The sequence below is a fragment of the Actinomadura sp. WAC 06369 genome, from assembly GCF_003947565.1.
In the GTDB taxonomy this organism is placed as follows: domain Bacteria; phylum Actinomycetota; class Actinomycetes; order Streptosporangiales; family Streptosporangiaceae; genus Spirillospora; species Spirillospora rifamycini.
In genome coordinates this window covers 1-20,368 of record NZ_QHJN01000093.1, presented here as the reverse complement: position 1 = coordinate 20,368, position 20,368 = coordinate 1, and the positions used below count along the sequence as shown (strand labels likewise).

Here is a 20,368-nt window from a genome sequence, read left to right as displayed (position 1 = left end):
GGTCCGTTCCACAGCGTATGTTCGGGAATGACCGCCGACCAGTGACGAAAACCGACTTGGGGGGTGTTGTTTGTTGCGTCTTGACGAACTCGACCGACGAATCGTTGCGCACCTCCTGGAGGACGGCCGCGCGTCCTACGCGCAGATCGGCGACCGGGTCGGGCTGTCCGCCCCGGCGGTGAAGCGGCGCGTCGACCGGCTCCGCGCGGACGGCGTCATCACCGGCTTCGCCGCCGTCGTCGACCCGGCCGCCGTCGGCTGGACGACCGAGGCGTTCATCGAGATCTTCTGCACCGGCGCGACGTCCCCGGAGGAGATCCACTCGAGCGTCCGCGGCCATCCCGAGGTCGTCGCGGCCTACACGATCAGCGGGGACGCGAGCGCGCTCGTCCACGTGCGGGCCCGCGACATCCAGCACCTGGAGCAGGCGCTCGAACGGCTCCGCCGCGAGGACAACATCACCGCGACGAAGACGTCGATCGTCCTGTCGCGGCTGATCGGGCACCCGTTCGACGCGCCGTCCGGGCGTCCCGACCCTGCCGGGACCTCCTCGGTTACCGGGCAGTAGGCTGCCGGTCATGGAGTTCGCCACCGCCGACCTCATCGACGACTTCGGGGACGAGCTGCGCAGCTGCGAGACGCAGTTCCGCCAGTACGGGGGCCGCGCGCGGTTCGCCGGGCCCGTCTCGACCGTCCGCTGCCACCGCGACAACGGCCTGGTCAAGAGGCTGCTCAACACCCCCGGCGACGGCCGGGTGCTCGTCGTGGACGGCGGCGGCTCGCTCGCGTCCGCGCTGATGGGCGACCTGATCGCGGCCGCCGCCGTGCGCAACGGCTGGGCCGGCGTGGTGATCAACGGCGCGGTGCGGGACGTCGCGGCGCTGCGCGGGCTCGACCTCGGCGCGAAGGCGCTCGGCTCGAACCCGCGCAAGAGCGCCAAGGACGCCGCCGGGGACGTGGACGTCCCGGTGGAGTTCGGCGGCGTGGAGTTCCGCCCCGGCGACTGGCTCTACAGCGACGAGGACGGCATCGTCGTCGCGGCGCGCGACGTCCTCGCCTGAGCCCCGCCCGGGCGGCGTGATCACTGGCGCGACCTGCCAGAACGGGCCGATCAAGATCGTGTAAGTCCTCCATAGGACACGCCCGCCGCGCGTATCTACCGTCGCAGTACCCATCCGTGCGACAGGAGTGAGATGCGCGCCAAGAACGCTCTCGTGGTGCCCGCGGCGGCGGCGATGCTGCTCGCGGGCCTCGCGGCCGCCCCGGCCGCCGCGGAGCCGGGCCCCGCCGGGCCCGATCCCGCCGCGGAACCCTGGAAGACGCGGCACTGGCCGCAGACGCAGCCGTGGCAGCGTCCCGAGCCGTCCCCGCGGACGTTCGCCGCGGCCGACGGCCCGCGGCCCGTCGACCCGCAGAACTACGAGCTCCCCGACACGATGACCTGGGACGACTACACGCCCGTTCCCGGGACGTCGTGGGCCGACCCGTCCCGCGAGGGGTCGATCAAGAACTTCAAGGGCGCGGTCGTCCTCGTCGACTACCCGAACCAGCCGTTCGTCGTGACGCAGCCGAAGAACTCGTCCGTCTTCAGCAACCCGAACCTGGTCGGGGACGTCCCGCGCGAGGACGTCGCCCGGTTCTACGAGGACTTCCTCAACAAGCCGCAGGACCTCAACCACGGCCACACCCTCCACGAGTACTGGATGGAGGACTCCGGCGGCCGGTACGGGGTCGACCTCACCGCGTTCGGCGCCTACCGGATGCCCGCGAAGGACCACGAGTACGGCATCGACGCCCGGATGCAGAAGGGCAACGGCTGCCCCGAGGGCGACACCTGCAACCGGGACCTGCGGACGGACGCGCGCGCCGCGTGGGTCGCCGACGTCGGCGAGGAGACGGCCGCGAAGTTCGACTTCGTGTTCTTCCTGAGCGCCGGCCAGGACGAGTCGTCCACCTGGCAGGAGTTCGGCGAGATGAAGTTCGGCACGAAGGAGCAGGTGCCGGACGTGTGGGGCTCGGGCGACCCGAAGCTGCCGAACTGGGTCGACACCCGTTACGTCCCCTGGACGTCCTGGCAGGCGGGCTCGACGATCTGGCCGAACGCCACCCGGGGCAGTTCCACGCAGGCCGAGAGCTCCGGCATGGGCGTGTTCGCGCACGAGTTCAGCCACATCCTGGGCATCGGCGACAACTACAACAACCCGTACGGCGACCCGCCGCGGCGCGCGTTCAGCGGCCCGTGGGACATGCTGAGCCGCGGCAGCTTCAACGGGCCGGGCGGCCCGCACGCCCGCTGGACGATCCCGGCGACCGGCGCGTCCATGGGCGCCCAGCACATGCTGCGCAACAAGCTCAAGCTGGGCATCGTGGACCCGTCCAAGGTGCTGCAGATCGACCGCGAGACGCTCGCCGCGCGCGGCATGGTCGTCGCGAAGATCACCGCACGTGCCGCCGAGCCGGGCGAGAACACCCTCGCCGGGATCAACCTCAGGTTCGGCGCGGGCGGCGACAAGACCCCCGAGTGCGACGCCGCCGCCGACCCGATGTGCGACGAGGGCGGCTACGACAACTACACCGTCGAGGTCGTCGACCGCATGGGCATGGACTCGTTCACCCCCGACTCCGGCGTCCTGCTGGCCAAGACCAAGGACGAGGACGACTCCCCGTTCATCTGGGTGAAGGACGCGAACCCGCAGGACATCGACAAGGTCGACTTCGTCCTCCCGGACGGGACGAAGAAGATGATGTCGATCGGCGACTACCGGCAGCTCTCGGACGCCCTCTTCCACGCGGGCACCGACTCCGGCAGCGAGTTCGAGTACGTCGACGAGGCGAACCGCCTGCACTTCTACGTCCTCGACCTCGAACGCGACGCGAACGGCGTCCTGTCGTACACGGTCGGGATCCGCTCCCTCGACGGCGAGGCCCCGCGGCGGCGCGGCGTCAAGGTCGACTCCGCGAAGCCGAGCCGCGAGGCCGGCGGCTGGCTGAAGTGCACGATGGAGGTCCGCAACCAGGGCAAGGCCGGCACCGGCGTCCACGGCTCCGACGTGTTCCGCCTGGCGGCCGAGGTCGAGGGCGGCGGCTGGCAGGTGCGCCTGCCGAACGAGCTCGCCACCGCCCGCGACCGGCAGAGCACGTGGGTCGAGGTGTGGGCCAAGCCCGGCCCCGGCGCCGAGAGCAGGGCCGAGCTCGAGCTCACCGGCACGTCCGAGAGCGACCCCGGCCGGTCCGACTCCGGGACGTGCCGCCTCCGCTGACGCGTTCCCTTCCCCGGCGGGCCCGGGGCGCCGCGACCCCCTGCGCGGCGCCCCGGGCCCGCCCGCGTCCGGACCGGTGCCCGGGTCATGCCGGCAGCACCGGAAGTTGCCCTCGCCCGGACGAACGGCTTCTCGTGGTTCACCGTGCCACTGATCAGACGCGGACGGGCGCCCGCTCCGGCTCGGCGACGCCGGCGCCCCGGCGCGCCTGCCCCAGCGCGACCGCCCCCAGCGCCAGGACTCCCAGCCCGGCGCCGATCCATGCCGCGGACGCGTACCCGCCGCCGTCGCCGATCGCGAGCCCGCCCAGCCACGGGCCCACCATGATCCCGACGTTGAACGCGACGACGTTCCCGGCCGCGACGAGCGTCGCCGCACCGTCCACCATCCCGAACGCCCGCGTGTTCAGCGCCGGGTTCGTCGCGAACCCGAAGAAGCCCAGCAGGAACACCAGCGCGACGGTGGGGACCGGCGACTCCAGCACCAGCGCCAGCGCCGCCGACACCGCGACCAGCCCGGCGAACCCCGCGTACAGCGTCGGCACCGTCCGCGCGTCCGCCGTCCTGCCCCCGACCGTGATCCCGATCATCGCGCCAGCCCCGTACAGCGCGAGGACGCCGGGCACCCACGCCTCCGCGATCCCGGTCGCGTCCGCCAGCATCGCGCCCAGGTAGCCGAACGTCACCAGCAGCCCGCCCGTCGCCAGCGACGTCGTCGCGAACGCGAGCCACAGCCGCGGGACGCCCAGGGCGCGCACCTGGTCGCGCACCCGCGGCGCCGCGCCCGCCGCGCGCCCGCCCGGGACCGTCGCGGCGATCCCCGCCATCGCGACCACCGACATCAGCGCGACCGCCCAGAACGCCGCGCGCCACCCGAGCTGCTGCCCCACGACCGTCCCGGCCGGGAGCCCCACGATCGTCGCGACCGTCAGCCCGCCCGCGACGACGCTCATCGCCCGGCCCCGCGCGCTCTCCGGCACCAGCTCCAGGGCCGTCGCCGCCGCCACCGCCCAGAACCCCGCGTAGACGAACGCGCCCACCACCCGCGTCCCGAGCAGCACCCAGTACCCGGGCGTCAGCGCCCCCACCACGTGCGCGAGCGCGAACAGGGCGAGGAACGCCAGCAGCGCCCGCCGGTGCGGCCACCGCATCGTCAGGACGGCCAGCACCGGCGCCCCCACCAGCATCCCGACCGCGAACGCCGAGATCAGCAGCCCCGCGTCCGGGACCGACACCCCCAGGTCGTCCGCCATCGCGGGCAGCAGCCCCGCGAGCATCAACTCCGACGTCCCCTGCGCGAAGATCGCCCCGCCCAGCACGTACACGGCCGGTCGCATGACCGCCCTCCATTCTGAATAGATCAGTCCAAAACTGTGCCGTGAAAAAGGCGGCCGCTCCGGCCGCCCGTCCTCAGATCGCGTCCAGCGCCGTCGCCGCGACGGCCCGCAGGGTCGCCCGGTCGGTCCCGCCCCGCGCCGCCACGCGGATCCCCCCGACCGTCGCCGCGACGAACTCCGCGAGCACCGCCGCGTCCTTGCCGGCGTCGATCTCGCCCGCGGCCATGCCCGTCGCGATCGCCGCCTCCAGCGCGTCCAGCCGCCGCCGCTTGTCCCGGGCGATCGCCGCCGCGATCCCCGCGTCCCTGGGCGCGAGCTCGACCATCGAGTTCACGACCAGGCAGCCGGCCGGTTCCGCGCCGTCGGTCTCGGCGGCGCCCTCCAGCACCGTGCGCAGCCGCTCCCGCACCGGCCGTCCGGTGTCCTCCAGCACCTCGACCAGCCCGCCCGTCTTGAGCTCCATGTACCGGGCGAGCGCCTTCTCGAACAGCTCGTGCTTGCTCGCGAACGTGTTGTAGATGCTGCTGCGCCCGAGCCCCGTCGCCTCGCACAGCTCCTGGGTCGACGTCCCGTCGTACCCGCTCGTCCAGAACGCCCGCATGGCCGCCTCGACGGCCCGGCCCTCGTCGAACATCCGCGGTCGTGGCATGCGGGGGAGCGTAGCACGTTATGGACAGGACGATCCAAAACGGTTCCGCTACCGCCGCGGCGCCACGTCCGCCACCTGGATCCTGGTCCGCTCGCGGCGGCGCACCAGCACCCCGCGGCCGGGAGGCGCGCCGTCGAAAGGCGACACGGCGCCGTACAGCTCCGCGACCGCCCCACTGCAGTGCCCCAGCAGGATCGCGGGCGCGTCCAGGGCGTACAGCCGGGAGACGACGGGCCGCATCGCCCCGCCGGACCGGCGGTCCGCCAGCCCGAGCACGAGGTGCGGCCCGGCCGGCGCCTCATCGAGCGCGGAGCGGAGGGCCGCGGCGTGCCCCGCGCCGTCCGGGTCCATGGCCAGCAGGAAGGTCTCCTTACCCGCGGCCCCGGCCGCGGCGGCCTCGGCCAGGATGTCGGCGAGATCGTCGGCCGAATCCGAGTACCGGACCCCGGGGCCGACGGGCGCGCCCAGCCCGGACCCGGTCGCCAGCTCCTCCAGCAGACCGCGCGGGTCGACGACGAACACGGCCCGCTCCCGGCCGGTGCCCGGTGCCCCGAGCCCGTCCGCGATCAGCCGCATCAGGTTGCTGCGCCCCGCGCTGGGCGTCCCCACGAGCAGCAGATGCGGATCCGCGTCGAAGTCCAGGAGGACGGGGTCGAGGTCCGCGTTCCGCACCCCGATCGGCACGCGCCCGTCCGCGGGCGCGGGCAGCTCGCCGACCCCCACCCGCGCGGGCAGCGCCACCGCCGGGAGCCCCACGCCGGGCGGGGGCGCCGCGAGGGCGGCGCCGATGAGCGTAGGCGGCCGCGCCCGTCCGGCGCGAATGCCGAGAACGTCCTCCCACCCGAGGGTCCGGATCCACGCCCTCTCGTCGGTCTCGCGCATCGGGACGTCGACCCGCAGGTACTCGTTCGGCGCGACCGACTCCGGGCCGTGCCGCACGACGTCCTCGTAGACGCGCTGCGACACGATCACGGCCAGCAGGGTTCCGGGCCCGTCGAGTCTGTCCCGGGTCGCCCGCGCGTCCAGCAGCCGGAACGCGTGGTTCAGGGCGAAGCCCACGACCCCGAGCCCGTCGTGGCGGACTTCCCCGGCGTGCACCGCGACCCGCAACCGGACGCGGGCGCCGTCCGCCGCGGCCTCGTTGTGGTGCCACAGCGCGGCGGCCAGCGTGTCCAATACCGACGACAGCAGCGCGTCCGTGCCGCCGCCCGGGGGCAGCAGCACCAGGACTCCGTCGCCGCGGTCCTCCCAGTAGCAGTCGTCGAGCCGCACCCCGGTCGCCTCCAGGCTCGCGTCCAGCCCCTGCTGCAGGACGTCCCGCGTCATCGCCCACGCGTCCTGCCGCCGCACCGTGGTGCGCCCGGCGAACGCCTGGACGTCGCACGCCAGGATCGTGTACTGGCCCGGCGGAGGCGGGGGGGACGGCGCCGGTCTGACGGGGGGCGAGGTCTCCTCCGGCGAGGTCTCCTCCAGCGAGGGCGGTTGGAGGCGCATCCGGTACAGAAACGCCTCCAACTCCTCCGGGGAGGGCTCCGGGGCCATGGTGAACTGGCATACCGGCCCGTCGGCGGGCCGCAAGTACGCGTTCCAGCCGGTGTCGAACCTCACACCGCCGCGGCCGAGGACCTGGAACAGGACGGCGGGTGGAAGGGGACTGGTCGCGATGCGCCACTCCAGCAGCGGTATGAGCCGGTCCCAAACGCCGCCGCTCTCGACCGTCCCGGAAGCGAGTACCAGCGCCACTCCGTGGCTCCGGCCCAGCCGGGCGAGCTTGAGGAGGGCGTCGCCGACCTCGGGACGGCCGGGCGGCAGCGACACCGGCGTGTCGATGAAGACGAACACGGACGTGCGGCCGTTGCCGTCCCTGGTCAGCAAATCATCGGACAGCAGTTCCAGGAACCCTTGCAGCTCGTCCGGGCGTCTGAGCAGCTCCGCACCCTCGTACAGGACGTGCGGGAGGTCGAGCGGCTCGCCCAGCGGATGCTCGCCCAGACCGCCGAAGACGAACGAGACGTTCTCGGGCGCGCTCGTCGCCGCGATCTCCAGCGCGAGCGTGCGGAGCATTCGCCGCCGGGACCTGGAGTCGCCCACGATCAGTCCGTGTCGCGCCTCCTGTCCGAGGCCGAGCGGGTAGGGCGAGACGGCGTCGCCGTCCTCGTCGAAGCCGACGACCGGCCCGCTCACCTCGCCCGAGTGGAGGCCGGCCGAAAGGGGATCGGATTCGACCGCAGGTCCTTCAGCCGTACGCGTATCGGGAGAACGGGGACCCGAATCGGTGAATGTCACCCGAGGGGCCAAGGAAATGGCCTGCTCATAGGCCGTCACCACTGCGGCCGCCTGCTCTAGGTCGTACGGGGCAGTGTGCAGCAGGTCGTACGCCTTCGAGTCCAGCACGGTCGTCAGTGTTTCCTCGGCCAGGTTCCGCTGGGCGGCCGCGGTTCGGACGGCGACCAGCCAGCTGCGCAGGGCGTCGAGCCGCGCCCTCGACGCCTGGACGGCACCGATCGTCTCCTCCGCGGCCCGCACCGCCGCAGCGGCCTCCGTTTCGAGGGTGTCGACGTCTCGGGCTCGGTCCGTCCAGTCGCCGGCCGCCCGGATGCCGCGTTCGAGGTGCACCAGGCGGAGCGCGAGCGCGGACGACCGCTCCGGAGGCGGGGACGGCAGCGGCCGGGTGAACAGGTTCGCCGTTCGGTCAAGCTGGCGGCGGGCTTCCGACTCGGTCTGCGACAGATGGTCGAGTGTTCGGGCGATCTTTCGGAGCCGCGCGGCGATGGTGGCGCGGAGCCGTTCCGCCGAGCCTGCCTGCTCCTCGTCCGGTGGCGCGGACGTGCCCGGCGCCCCGTCGCCGGGGTCGGCGACGGACGGCCAGGGCAGCAGGCGGGCAGGCGGGTAGACGGGCGCCATCGCTTCTACGAGCGGCGCCATCGCGTCCGGCGAGACGACTCCCGGGCGGATCCGGACCGAGCGGCCCGCGTGCGGTCTGTAGAGGGACGCGAACCCGTCGTCGCTTTCGCCCGTGGCCGGGGCGAGCAGGGCCATGCCAGCAGGTCTTCCCAGGGCGGGAAGGGACTCCGTGCAGAAGACGAAGCGGATGCCGGCGGCGAGGGCGCGGTCGCTCCGAACCGCGAGGAAGTCGCGCAGTGCGGGCCGGTGCCCGAACAGGGGCTCGGTGTCGTTGAGGACGACGACGAGGGCGGGCAGCGGGGGGCGCGGCGAGCCCGGCTCGATATCGGCCCAGTAGTCGAGCCAGGTGCGCGTTCCGGCTTCGCGGAGGGAGCCCTCCCGGCGGCGCAGTTCGGCATCGAGAGCCGGTTCGAGCCCGTCGAGGATCGCGGAATCGGGGGACGCGGCATGGACACGCGCCGCCACGTGCGGCAGTGTGCCGAGACCCGTGAAGGACGCGCCGCCGAAGGGGGCGACGAACGCGAACTCGACTCTGCTCGGGGGGTGGTGGAGGGCGAGGCTGAAGACGAGCGTGCGGAGCCAGCGGTCGCGGAGCGCTCGCGGGCCCATAATCGCGAGGTGGTGCCCGCCGCCATCGGCCAGCGGGTCCACGCCGACGGGCGGGCCCGGGTCTTGCGCACCGAAGGGGACGGGGTCCCAGCGTCCGGCCCGCTCCCCGCCGATCAGCTCGTCCGGCGGCGCATCCAGCAGCTCGAAGTAGTCCAGCGGCGCCCGCCCGACGGACGGTGCGGGCGGGACGGGCGGGACGGACGGGGCGGGTGGAAGGCTCGCGCGGGTCCGCGGCGACACGACCGCGAAGTGCCCGGTGTCGGCGACGAGCCGCACCCGGCCCCCGGACGACGGGACGAGCGCGCGGAACACCTCGGCGCCCGTCCCCGCGCGGCGCTCGATCTCCGCCGACACCGCCTCCAGGACGTGCCGCGTGTGCTGCGCCTCGGGACGCGGCAGGGTGTCGAGAAGCGCCTCCCGCGCCCCCGGGACGAACGCGTAGTGCAGGTCGTCGACGGGCCGCAGCAGCCCGCTCAGCAGCACCTCGGCGAGCTGCCCCGGCCCGGCGCCGCCCAGCACCCGGTGCTGGATCAGCCGCATGACCGGCAGGGACGGCACCGACACCGCGACGTGCGCGGCGAGCTCCGCGGCGGTCGGGGACGCCGTCGCGAGGAACCGGCGGACGCGTTCGTCCACCGGCAGGTCGCGCTCCCGCTCGACGGGCGCCGGACCGGACGGGCGGGACGGCTGCGGCAGCGCGGCGGCGACCGGCCGCGGCCCCGCCCCCGCCACCAGGTCGGCCCACGCCGCGAACCAGCGCGGCGCGACCTCCAGCACCGGCACGGGCACGCCGGCCGCGTCCCCGTCGTACGGGACGAACCGGAGGTCGGTGTTCGGCGCGCCCGGACGCGGCGGGTGCGCGGTGCCGGGCGTCGTCGGCGCGGCCGTCCGCCGCCACATGCGCTCCGGGAGCGGCTGCAGGATCGCGGTCGGCCCGGTCCGCGCCCAGCGCCGGACGGCGCGCGCCGCGCGCCCGTCCCACCAGTGCGGGCCCGAGCAGTCGCTGAGGACGAGCACCGCGTGGCGTCCGGACGGGTGCAGGAGCGTGCCCGGCGCCCGCGGCGGGGCGCCCGGCCCGCCCGACACCCGGCCGCCGCGCAGGTACGAGACGTGCACGTTCCGGAACGCGCCCTGCCGCACGAGGGTCTCGGCGAGTTCGCGGGCGAGGGGGCGCCACAGCCGCATCGTCGGCCCGGTGTCGACGACGAGGTCGAGCGTCAGCCACCGCTCGGGGGCGGGCACGAGGACGGGCGCCCACAGCCCGGAGTCGGCGATGCGCGCGGCGGTCGCGTCCTCGTCGAGTTCGCGGCGGCGCGGGGACGGGACGCGCCGCTTCAGCGGGCGCAGCGCCCGCTGCAGGCCGCGCGGGTCCGCCAGCATGGGCGCCGTCGGGACGAGGACCTCTTCGGCGCCCGCGTCCGTCCGGGCGGGCGGGGGAGCGGCGGGCAGCGGGTGGAGCGGGACGTCCGGGGCGGGCCGCGGCGGCCCGGCGGTGCCCTCCCGGACGTCCGGACGGACGCGCGGCGGGCACGCGGCCGCCTCGACCGGACCGACGGGCGCCCGCTCCGGCGCGGCGGGCGCGGCGGGCTCCGCCGCCGGATCGTCCCCGCCGATCCGGCAGGCGAGCCACAGCAGCTCGCTCAGCTCCCGCGCGTCCGGCGGCGGGCCCGTCGCGGCGAGGACGGCGCGCAGCCGCTCGATGTCACTCATCGTCCATCGGCGCCGTCAGGTACGGCATGATGCGGTCGGCGAGCGCCCGCCGGTCCTCCCCGTCGGCGTGCCGGCACAGGTAGACGGCGTTGAGGAGCTGGTCCGTCGCGAGGGTCCCGGCCGACGACCGTTCGAGGAACCGCCGCACCAGGTCGTCGCTGCGGTCGGCGAGCGGCCCCAGATGCTCGCGGACGATCGCCGCGAGCTCGGCCTCGCCCGCGGGCTGCCGCAGCTCGACGGTGACGCAGCGGCGCAGGAACGCGGGCGGGAACTCCCGCTCGCCGTTGCTGGTCAGCACCACGAACGGGAACGCGCGGCACCGGACGGCCCCGCGGCCGATCGCGACGGTCGAGCCGTCGGCCGTCATCACCTCGGCGTCCGGGGCGGCGCGCCGGGCCAGCTCGGGGATCTCGTACTCGCCCTTCTCGAAGATCGTGAGGAGGTCGTTCGGCAGGTCGATGTCGCTCTTGTCGATCTCGTCGACCAGCAGCACCCGCGGACGCCCGTACGGCAGCAGGGCGGTGCCGAGCGGGCCGAGCCGGATGAAGCGGCCGATGTCGTCGTCCGACGGGACGCGGCTCGCCGCGTACAGCCGGGTCAGCGGGTCGTACTGGTACAGCCCGTCGCGCAGCGTCGTCCGCGACGTGATGGGCCAGTGCAGGACGGGCCCGAGACCGAGCTCGTGCGCCACCGCGTACGCCAGCGTCGACTTGCCGGTGCCGGGCGGGCCCGTCACCAGCAGCGGGCGGCGCAGGTACAGCGCCGCGTTCACCTGCTGCACCGCGTCGTCCGACGGACGGTACGTCGTCGCCTGGTGCGCGTTGCCGGAGCCGCCGTCCGGAACCGGGACGACGGGGCCGCCGCCGAACGCGCGCCACGGCGGCGGATCGGGCAGCCGGTCGATGCCGTCGTGCGGTTCGCGGCTCCCGGTGTACAGCAGCCAGTCGGGCACTACGCCTCCATCGCGAGCGGCGGGTCGGGGAGCCGGGACGGGTCGTCCCACAGCATCGTCAGGTCGCGGCCGCAGTGCGGCTCGTCCTTCGGCGCGACGAGCGCCTTCCGGCGCAGTTCCAGCGCGACGCGCGGCAGGTCGCCGGGAGGCCGCCCGCGGACGGCCGACGCGAGGTCGCCGGAGAGCCGGTGCCCCCGGCAGCCGTCGTGCGACGCGTCGTCGCAGGCCGTCCGCGGCCACAGCATCACCGGGATGCCGTTGTTCAGCGCGGCGGTCAGCCACGGCTTCACCGGCCGCGTCCCGTAGACGAGCACGCAGTAGTGCGGGTTCGCCTCGAGCCGGTCCTCGAAGTGGCTGCCCCTGCGCGGCGTGTCGCACGCGACCGGCTCCGGCTCGGCCCGCCCCCGCTCGGCCAGCACCCGCCACCGGTGGTGCGCCTGGTCGCGGCGGAACGAGTCGGGCCGCAGCCGCTCCACGTCCCGCACCACCACCGGATACCGGCGCATCCTGATGTTCTTGCCGGAGTCGAGGTGCCACTCCTCGAACGGCTTGCCCAGCCAGCCCTCCGGCACCGCGAACTCGATCATCCATTCGCGGCCGAACAGCGCGGGCGCCACCTCCGCCACGGCCGCCTCGACCGCGCGCCGCACGCCCTTCTCCGGGACCCCCGCGACATGGCGGGACGCCCCGACGGCCCCGTCCGCCCAGGTCTGCACGGTCAGGTCGAAGTCGAACGCCTGCCGCTCCAGCCGCACGATGACCGACGCGGGCGCCGTCCCGTCCGGGGGCGGGGACGCCGGAAGGTGCCGGGACGTCCAGGCGCCGAGCGCGCGCCGCCGGGGCTCGGCCAGCCGCCCGCCGAGCAGCCCGAGGAACCTGGCCAGCCGGTCCTCCGGCCAGCCCTCCGCGACGAACCGGACCGCGTCCCACGCCGACCGGAACGCCTCCACCGGCGGGCGCCCCGCCACCCCGGCCACATCGGCCCGCAGCGCCTCTCCGCACGGCACCCCCGCGAGCACGTCCCGCAGCTCCCGGCGGGCGGGCGCGGTCAGCCACGGCAGCGGCAGCAGATCGTCCAGTTCCTCCCAGTAGCGACGGATCCGAGTGATCGGCAGCATCCACCCCCGGTCGGCGCCGCTCCTCCGCTCGGCGTTCGTCACCATGCCGATGACCTCGCCCGACGCCGTGTCGCAGACCGCCGAGCCGCTGTACCCCTCCTCGAGGACGTCGCCCGCACCGGTGCGGATCTCCCACCACTCCCGCTGCATCGACCAGCCCGGATCCGTCGTCACGGTCGCGTGCCGCTCGCCCGCGTCGCGGCGCCGCGGGAACCCGCACACGCCGAACCGGCGCCCGGACGTCCCGTCCGTGCGCAGCCGCACCGGGTCGGCGAACGCCGCCGGCTCCAGCGGGACCGGCTCGGCCAGCTCGAGGAGCGCGACATCACCCGGATCCCCGGCGCGCGCCCAGTCGCCGCACCGGACGACCTTCACCGGCAGCCCCTCCGCGAACCCGGGGAACCCGACCCGCGCCTCGTCCCGCCCGTGCACCGTGTGCGCGCAGGTCAGCAGCCGCGTCCGGGTGACCAGGAACGCCGCGCCGAGCTTCTCGCCGGCCGCGTCCCCGACCCAGGCGCGCCACTCCACGTCCGCCACGGCGGCTACGCCCCCTCGTCGTCGTCTCCCGGGGGCACCGCGTCGTCCGTCCGTCCCCACGTCATCCGGACCTTGAGCTGCCCCTCGACGGACGTCTTCGCGATGACGGCGCCCGCCTCCGCGTTCAACTTGACGCCGAACTCCAACTCCAGGACGTCCGGCCTCAGATCCCCGTTCCGCAGCGTCGCGAGCGCCGACTCGGCCGCGTCCCGCACGCTGTGCAGGGCGTCCTCGAACTTGGCGCCCGCGTCCCGCAGGATCCCGTCGCTCCGCGACACCGACTCGAAACCCGGCTCGTCATCGTCCATCTCGACGACGACGCTCCCGTTGGACGTCTCCCAGCGCACCAGTTGGTTCAAGGGGGGATCCTCTCGTTTCCTTCAATCTAACAAGCCCCCGAAAGGACCTCAGGCAGCTCAGTGAACTCCCCCCGCCCATCCCCGAAAGCACTTAGACCCGAAGCGCCATCTCGTGCGGATGACCCGGATCCAAGACGAACTCAGCACCCGCGGCTGCCGAAACTTCGACCCCGCCCACACTCCGCCAGGTCGCATGCCCGGTCGCCGCCTGCAGCGCCAGCGGTGAAGTGAAGACGCCGCCGCCGTCCTCGGGGGCGACATACACGGTCGCGTTACGGAGCCGGGTCAGGACCTCGGCCGCGGGGCGTCCGGCACGGACCGCCCGGTAGAGAGGAAGGTCGATCGCGGCGATGTCGTCGGTCGGGAGAAGCGGTTCGCCTCGACCGACGTAGAGGAAGACACCGGAAAGGTCGGGACGGGTGAGTTCTTCGAGCGTCGTCGGGCGCCAGGACGCGAAACCCTCGGGCTCGTCCCAATCGGTCCAGGCGTCCCCGGTCGTCAGGGCAAGCCAGCGGAAGTCGTCCAGGTCGTAGTCCGCGGGCGACCCGTCCTCGCGCGCGGGGATCACCACCCGCGCCGCGTCCATCACCGCGTGCAGGACACCGAGCCGGCGGCGCTTGAGGTCCGCCATCTCCCGCAGCCAGCTCTCGGAGCTCGCGCCGACATCCCGATTGCGCTTCTCCTGGGGGACTTCTCTCTCATAACCCGCGAGTAGACGTTCTTTTCCAGGCCGAAACTCGTACCGGATGCCCTGGTCTTCAGGATAGGGGAGCCGATGATCGTACTCGCCGAAGTAGATGTCGTAGGGGATTCCGTCCGGGAAAGCGGCGCAGTAGAAGGTGTCGCCGGTATCGAACAGGTGGTGACGTGCGTCCGGAGTGGACTCGGGATTCGGCATCGACTTGAGCCTGAGGCACGAGTCGCAGATGCTCGCAGGCGGGATAATCGTCGTCACTGCGCCTCCTTGAAGTGTTCGTCGATGAATTCTCCGATCGGCGAACCCCTCGGCAAGCATTTCGCTGGGGTTTCTTGCGCCGTATCGACCAAGCCCTTCTTTAAGTGCCTTCTCGCCGAACATGACACCTGCGTGCAGTGAGTCGCTGTCGACCGAGACGTCGACCTTCTTCAACTTGCCGGCCAACTCCCTGGTCGGCGCCGGATCGTCAATAATATTCTTGCCGATCTGGTGACCGACTCATGGTAGAAAGTTCCCTTGGCGGTAAGGCTGCCGGAAACGGCCCATCCTTTCTCTGTTCTTTCTTGGGCTACTGCATCCGTGGCTTTCTTGTCGACGAAATTTTCCCCATTGAAATAAAGTCCCTGCGGTGCAGGACCCTTGCGGTCGTTCATCGAATGGCCCATGAGGTTCGACGATGCGCTCGGGTCGGTGGCCCGCAGATCGTCGAGGCTCTTTACCCGCACGACCTCCATGTCACGGAAGACCGAAGGGTAGTCCCTGGCCGTGCCCTCCAGGGCCTCGGCCAGCCCCTCGGCGTTGCGGGGGTCGATCGGGTAACCGGTGAATTCGACGTCCACACCGTGTTCCGCCGCGATGCGCCGTGCGCGCTGCTCGGTGCGTCGCAGGTCCGCGAGCTGCTCGGGACTCAGAGAGGGGAATGACGCGGACGGGCTTTCGTTCGCGTCTCCTCGGCCCGGTATGTCATCCGTGCTCGGAGCGCCGGACTCGCTCCCCTCGGGCTTGGCCGGTGCCGCCGGGCCGGGCTCGCCGTCGTCCGGGCGTTCGGGGGCGGTGGGGAGGTCGTGTGGTGCGGGGGTGTCGTCCGGTGCGCGCACGGTACCGACGACCACCCAGGGACCTGGTTCGGGCGGACGGCCGCGGCTGACCCGCGCGCGGATGTCCGGGGTCAGTGGGGCGGGGGGAGCGGGGAGACGGCGTTGCCCAGGTCGCAGCCCGCCTCGCCCGGCATCCGCTGGATGCGCGGCGGCACCCACACGTTCGTCCCGCCGGGCGCGACGCGGGCGACCGTGCAGTCGAGCGCGTCACCGAAGTACGGCTTGACGGTCAGGACGACGCCGACGACGCCGTCCACCGTCGGGACCGTCCCCACCCGCACCTCGATCCGCGGGTCGAGGCCGAGGGACGCGACGGCCTCCCGCACCTCCGCCTCGTCCACCGTGCCGCCCGCCGGCACGCGCGGCAGCGCCTTCCCGATCTCCTCCACGGACGGGATCTCGGGGTCCTCCGGCCATGGCGCGAACGTCAGCGGCGCGCCCGCCGGGCAGTCGACGCCCGCCGGTTCCTCCCGCCACTCGGTCCGCTCGGTGAGCCGCAACTCGAAGCAGCGCCGGACGGTGACGGTCTGCTGATCGTGCGGCCACGCCTCCCGCCCCGTCCCGGGCACCCGGACCACGATCGTCGCGCCGGTCCGCCCGTCCGGCCGCACCCGCAGCACCTCGACGCCGTCGATGTCGTCCGCGAGATGCCCGATGTCCTGCGCGGGCCGGTCCGCGGCGTCGTACAGCTCCGCCGCGACCCCCCGGGCCGTCGCGCGGGCGTCGTCGGCCGCCCGGCCCTCGGCCGACCCGCCCGCGAACCCGCAGGACGTCACGGCGAGCAGCGGCGGCAGGGAGAAGAGCAGGAATCGGCGCACACCGTCACGCTCGCAGGTCGGAACCGTCCGCGATATCCGTACAAGTACTCAGGTGCGGGCCGGTTCGGTGTCCCGGGCGCGCGCCGTCCCCGGCTCGTCCGGCTCCCCGTCCCGCCGCGACGGCCCCGCCGGACGCCCGCGTCCCCACGCCACCGCCGCCGCGAAGCACGCGAACGGCATCGCGGGCAGCATGTACCGGTAGTCGAAGTCGACCGTGATCGGCGGCACCGCCAGCAGCGTCACCGCCGACGCCCAGAACAGGAACGTCCGCGGGCGCGCCCGCCGCCGCAGCAGCCCCGCCGCGCCCGCCAGCAGCACCGCGCCCAGCACCGTCCCCGGCACCCGCACGTGCTCCTGGTACCAGCGCATGACGTCCGCGTACGGGCCCACGATCCGCGTCTCCCCGGACCCGTGCGCGTACTCCCGCACGACCTCCGTCCGGTACCCGCCGCCGATCACCGGCAGGTCCTGGTGCGCCCGCGGCTCCGTCGGGAAGTGGTACCGCGCCTCCGTCCCCACCGTCGGGTACCGGTCCCGCTCCCACGCGAACGTCCGCACGAAGAAGTCGTACGCCACCACCCGCGCGTAGTCGAACGGCTGGTTCATGATCGCCCACACCGCGAACCGCTGCGCCAGCGCGTTCGTCTCCGCCGGGAACGGCTCCCCGTCCGTCCACCCGGTCGGCGAGTTCGCCTCCCAGATCTGGTGCGACGACGCCGGCCGGTCGTCCGGCGCCCCGTACGGGCACAGCCGCGCCAGGTCCGGTGGCGGCCGGTGCGCGTCGCAGTCGGCGAACGCCGCCGTCCGCCCCCACAGGAAGATCCCGTCCACGCCGCTCATCCCGACCCGGCCGTGCTCCGACCCGTACCACGCCGCGTAGCTTCCGAGCGGCAGGACGAACGCCGCGCCGAGCGCCGCGACCGCCGTCCACCGCGTCCGCCGCAGCAGCAGGAACACCACCACAATCACGAACAGTGGCACCCCGACCGTCCGGGTCACCGACGCCAGCCCCAGCATCGCCCCGAACACTAGGACCGTGAACAGCGTGTCCGACAGCAGCAGATGCTCGAGCTCGATCTGGAAGGCGTCCAGCAGGACCGGCGCCACCGCCAGCGCCGCCCAGTGCCGCCGCACCCCGAAGTCCCGGACCAGCATCCGGTACCCCAGCACCGCGATCCCCACGACCGCCGCATGCTGCAGGAACGTCACGAGCGCCAGGCTGTGGAACGGCTTCAGCGACCACAGGAACAACCCGTACCCGGACGGCCGCAACTGGTGCGGGAACGGATCGTTCGCGATCCGCAGGAAGTCGTAACTGTCGTTGAACCAGAGCGCCGGCGGAAACCCGAGCATCGTCGTCACCCGGAGCAGCACCCCGGCGAGCAGCACCACCGAGAACAGCCGGTTCCCCCGCACGGCCGCCCACACCGAGCCTGCCTCAGGACGACGGCCGAACCTAGGGGAGAGCAACACGAGAACCTAACTCTGGACGTGCGACGGACGGAGACCACCGCGGACCCGGCGGGCGCCGCGCACCGGACCACCGGGCGGCCGGTCTCCTATGCGATTGTCGGCGACGAGCCGCGGCGCGGGGGAGACGGGGGAGAAGAGCGGATCGCCGATCCGTCCGGCGATGATCCTGAGCGACGTGCCGCGGCCCCGCGCGATGGCGGCGATCATAGCAGCGGCCTCCCGATGCCCCGGGCGCCTCGCCGCCTCAGCCGTCCTCCAACACCTCCAACACCGGCAACCGCCCCTCCGTGATTGCCCCAGCCGATTCCGGCGAAATTTCTCGGCCGTCCGCGATGGTGTTCACGATCTGCACTGGACCAACCGGAGACACCAGGTATCGGCCCGGTCGCAGGGAGCGTGGACCGGGGAGCGAGAACGTCCGTACTTCAGTCCATCGGCTTTGATAGGAGCACTCATCCTCTAGGTAGGGCTGTGATTCATTGCTGATTTCGCTGCTCGTATCAACGACGATCCCGATGCCCTTTGGGAGGGATTCTGTTTTGATTGGGGGAGTCTTGTAGAGCATCAGCATGGCTGGCGCGCCCCCATCTTGGGATCGTCGTCATCTGTGCCGATGTTCCAGCCGTAATCATTGAGGTTGGGGCGGTTTGCATCTGGGCCAAAGCACTGGCGTTGCCCAGTCGCAGAATATGCGACGCCAGCAGGTGTTCGTGCGCGAATATGGTCAATGGGACGGCCGTACCGACGAGTGTGGCCAGGGCACCCAGCGTGATGAGCCCTCGTCGTTCCCAGTCGGAGCCATACGTCCGGACGGCGACGTCTTCGAGTTCTTCGACGAACTCGACCGCGTTCCCGATCCGTTCCGATGGATTCGTGGCCATCCCTCTCTCGACCAAGGGATGAAGCGCCTCAGGACCCGTTCCAGCAAAAACTGACCCTCGATGTGCTTGATTCGCAACTCGTCGATGGTAGTGGCCCGGAAAACTCTCTCGCCTGTGATGCATTCGACGAACACGCACGTGGCTGCATAGAGGTCGGTCGCGGATGTTGCAGGCTCACCGTGCCACTGCTCCGGCGCCATGTACGCAGGCGTGCCGCTCGTACCTCCCTGGCCGGAGAGGACCGCGATGCCGAAGTCGATCAACTTGCTCCGACCGTCGTCCTGCACAAGAACGTTCGCGGGCTTGTAGTCGCGATGCACGACGCCAGCGCTGTGAGCGGCAGCCAGCCCGAGCAACGATCCTTTCAGGACGGCCAGCGCGGTCTCGGGCGCTAATGGTTCATCTCGCTCGTCGAGGAGTTGACGCAGGGAACGGCCAGGGACCGCCTCCATGATGATCGCGGCGCCATCGGTCTACTCCACGTAGTAAAGGAGTCGTGCCACATGCGGGTTCGTTACCCGTCTGAGAACCTCGGCCTCGCTGCGGAACGTGTCACGGGCTGTGGCATCCGTGAGCAGCCGAGGAGCAAGGTATTTGATGGCGACGGGGACGCCGCCGGTCTCATGCCGGGCGAGGACGACTTGGCCTTGCGCTCCCTTTCCGAGTTCGGCGACCTCGATGTATCCCGGCAGGCTCCGACGGTGTGGCATCAACTTCCTGTGTTCGTCTGGATCTCGCCGACGACGAGGGGAGTTGGAACGGAAGTCCTGGTCTCCTGACCGAGGTCACCGCCCGCTGCGTCGCAGTCGGATCCCGTGCAGGTCCATCTGACGTCCCATGAGATGGTCGCTGTGATCTTGTAGGACCCGCCGGATTGGCCCGCCGACGACCGTTGGTAAGTGTAGGTGCAGCTATTGGTGTTCTTGCTGCCCCCGTCGTCGCAGACAAGTTCCTTCTCGCCCAGCGACCACGTGACCGAGGAGGGGACTGCCGTGGCCACCACGGTCTGGTCGCCTGCGGACACCGGGTCAGTTCGTACTTGTGTGAAACCGTCGACCCACAACGACGTCTGCACTCGCACGTAAGTTTTGCCGTTCGGTGCTGTGTGGACTTGTGGCACCGGGAACTGGGCCGAGTCCAGCGCGCTTTGTACTAGTTCCCACGTACTCGGAACTGCGGGCGCAGGTGCGGGGCCTCCGGCATCAACCGGAATGAAGTCGGTGGCTTGATCGTCCGTCAACCCCTCCGGGTCAGGAGGGGCCAGCGATCCTGCGCTGCTGCCTCCACTGCCAGAGCTGCCGCCGCCGCTCGTTGAGCCGCCCTCCGTATGGGTCGGACCACAGGTCAAATTTTGAGAGATCTGACATGGCGCAGCGTAAGCGGGCAGAGCTGCTAGAGCCGGGGTGGTGAGGGCTGTGGCGGTGAGGACGGTCGTGGCGGTGCGGCGCCGGCGGAGCGGGCGGCGGGACGGTCGGTGTGGAGGCATCGCGTGTCCTTCGTCGGACGTGGCGGTGGTGGTGGCGGAGCGGGGCGGGACGGCGCGGGGGATCAGCATGCGCGGTCCCGGACGGACGCGGCGACCTTCCAGGTTCCGGAGTCCCACTGGACGGTCGAGCGGTAGAGGTACGCGTCGCCGGGGCCGCCGCCGAGGCGTTCGCCGGTGGTGGCCGAGTAGCGGTAGCCGGCAAGGGTCCGGATGCAGTCGATGACGTACACCTTGGTGCTGTCGGTCGACTTGGCGTAGACGCGGGGGTTGTGGGTGTTCGTGAACCGCCAGATCTCGCCTTCGGCCCGGGTCGCCTCGATGTCGTCGGTGACCTGCGTGAGGAGCGGGTCCAGGGCGACGGACGCGAGGCGGGACGGGTCGTTCTTCTCGTACGCCTGCTTGTAGACCTTCTGGTACTCGCGGTACCGGTCGAGGACGGTCTTGTACAGCCGGGCGGTCGGGACGGCGGAGGGGGCGGGCGC

At 72.4% G+C, this 20,368-nt stretch carries 15 protein-coding genes and 1 pseudogene; 4 read left to right on the top strand and 12 right to left on the bottom strand.

The window, feature by feature from the left end:
- Window positions 1–73 precede the first annotated feature (73 nt).
- From DMH08_RS23810 to DMH08_RS23800, 3 genes are all read left to right on the top strand, one after another.
- Window positions 74–568: an Lrp/AsnC family transcriptional regulator gene (locus tag DMH08_RS23810; RefSeq protein ID WP_125617835.1), complete on the top strand. Its 495-nt coding sequence runs from the start codon at window positions 74–76 to the stop codon at window positions 566–568.
- 10 nt (window positions 569–578) lie between these two features.
- Window positions 579–1,061, top strand: coding sequence for a ribonuclease E activity regulator RraA (gene rraA, locus DMH08_RS23805; protein WP_026401384.1), 483 nt, complete (start codon window positions 579–581; stop codon window positions 1,059–1,061).
- 132 nt (window positions 1,062–1,193) lie between these two features.
- The gene (locus DMH08_RS23800; protein WP_125617833.1) at window positions 1,194–3,260 is read left to right on the top strand and encodes a M6 family metalloprotease domain-containing protein; all 2,067 of its coding nucleotides are present in this window, start codon (window positions 1,194–1,196) and stop codon (window positions 3,258–3,260) included.
- A gap of 154 nt (window positions 3,261–3,414) precedes the next feature.
- Here DMH08_RS23800 and DMH08_RS23795 read toward each other — a convergent pair whose 3' ends face one another.
- From DMH08_RS23795 to DMH08_RS23750, 10 genes are all read right to left on the bottom strand, one after another.
- The gene (locus DMH08_RS23795; protein ID WP_125617831.1) at window positions 3,415–4,596 is read right to left on the bottom strand and encodes a Cmx/CmrA family chloramphenicol efflux MFS transporter; all 1,182 of its coding nucleotides are present in this window, start codon (window positions 4,594–4,596) and stop codon (window positions 3,415–3,417) included.
- A 73-nt stretch (window positions 4,597–4,669) separates the two neighbouring features.
- Window positions 4,670–5,245, bottom strand: a complete 576-nt coding sequence (locus tag DMH08_RS23790; RefSeq protein ID WP_125617829.1) for a TetR/AcrR family transcriptional regulator — start codon at window positions 5,243–5,245, stop codon at window positions 4,670–4,672.
- A gap of 48 nt (window positions 5,246–5,293) precedes the next feature.
- Window positions 5,294–10,468: an SAV_2336 N-terminal domain-related protein gene (locus DMH08_RS23785; protein ID WP_125617827.1), complete on the bottom strand. Its 5,175-nt coding sequence runs from the start codon at window positions 10,466–10,468 to the stop codon at window positions 5,294–5,296.
- Window positions 10,461–11,420 carry an AAA family ATPase gene (locus DMH08_RS23780; RefSeq protein ID WP_026401379.1) on the bottom strand — a complete coding sequence of 320 codons (960 nt, stop codon included), beginning with the start codon at window positions 11,418–11,420 and terminating at the stop codon, window positions 10,461–10,463. Before DMH08_RS23780 ends, DMH08_RS23785 begins: the two co-directional genes overlap by 8 nt.
- Entirely contained in the window at window positions 11,420–13,075 is a 1,656-nt protein-coding gene (locus DMH08_RS23775) for a VMAP-C domain-containing protein (protein ID WP_158642383.1), read from the bottom strand. The genes DMH08_RS23780 and DMH08_RS23775 overlap by 1 nt, the downstream gene beginning before the upstream one ends.
- Window positions 13,076–13,080: 5 nt before the next feature.
- Window positions 13,081–13,434 (bottom strand): CU044_2847 family protein, encoded by a 354-nt coding sequence (locus DMH08_RS23770; protein ID WP_034516871.1) that lies wholly within the window; start codon window positions 13,432–13,434, stop codon window positions 13,081–13,083.
- A gap of 91 nt (window positions 13,435–13,525) precedes the next feature.
- Window positions 13,526–14,563, bottom strand: a complete 1,038-nt coding sequence (locus DMH08_RS23765; protein ID WP_125617823.1) for a hypothetical protein — start codon at window positions 14,561–14,563, stop codon at window positions 13,526–13,528.
- Entirely contained in the window at window positions 14,560–15,243 is a 684-nt protein-coding gene (locus DMH08_RS23760; RefSeq protein WP_125617821.1) for a hypothetical protein, read from the bottom strand. The genes DMH08_RS23765 and DMH08_RS23760 overlap by 4 nt, the downstream gene beginning before the upstream one ends.
- Window positions 15,244–15,299: 56 nt before the next feature.
- Window positions 15,300–16,046, bottom strand: a complete 747-nt coding sequence (locus tag DMH08_RS23755; RefSeq protein ID WP_125617819.1) for a translation initiation factor IF-2 — start codon at window positions 16,044–16,046, stop codon at window positions 15,300–15,302.
- 48 nt (window positions 16,047–16,094) lie between these two features.
- Window positions 16,095–17,474 (bottom strand): hypothetical protein, encoded by a 1,380-nt coding sequence (locus DMH08_RS23750; protein ID WP_125617817.1) that lies wholly within the window; start codon window positions 17,472–17,474, stop codon window positions 16,095–16,097.
- 734 nt (window positions 17,475–18,208) lie between these two features.
- Here DMH08_RS23750 and DMH08_RS41850 point away from each other — a divergent pair.
- Complete coding sequence (locus DMH08_RS41850) at window positions 18,209–18,454, top strand: hypothetical protein (RefSeq protein WP_233617765.1); 246 nt, start codon at window positions 18,209–18,211, stop codon at window positions 18,452–18,454.
- A 35-nt stretch (window positions 18,455–18,489) separates the two neighbouring features.
- Here DMH08_RS41850 and DMH08_RS42835 read toward each other — a convergent pair.
- Window positions 18,490–19,110: pseudogene (locus tag DMH08_RS42835) on the bottom strand (serine/threonine-protein kinase); the annotation flags it as partial.
- A gap of 838 nt (window positions 19,111–19,948) precedes the next feature.
- On the bottom strand, window positions 19,949–20,368 hold a 420-nt coding region (locus DMH08_RS40290), incomplete at its 5' end, for a hypothetical protein (RefSeq protein ID WP_158642382.1).

Coding starts and splice junctions, on each gene's coding strand:
- DMH08_RS23795 (WP_125617831.1), bottom strand. CDS start 4,596: ATGCGACCGGCCGTGTACGTGCTGGGCGGGGCGATCTTCGCGCAGGGG.
- DMH08_RS23800 (WP_125617833.1), top strand. CDS start 1,194: ATGCGCGCCAAGAACGCTCTCGTGGTGCCCGCGGCGGCGGCGATGCTG.
- DMH08_RS23790 (WP_125617829.1), bottom strand. CDS start 5,245: ATGCCACGACCGCGGATGTTCGACGAGGGCCGGGCCGTCGAGGCGGCC.
- rraA (WP_026401384.1), top strand. CDS start 579: ATGGAGTTCGCCACCGCCGACCTCATCGACGACTTCGGGGACGAGCTG.
- DMH08_RS41850 (WP_233617765.1), top strand. CDS start 18,209: ATGCGACGCCAGCAGGTGTTCGTGCGCGAATATGGTCAATGGGACGGC.
- DMH08_RS23785 (WP_125617827.1), bottom strand. CDS start 10,468: ATGAGTGACATCGAGCGGCTGCGCGCCGTCCTCGCCGCGACGGGCCCG.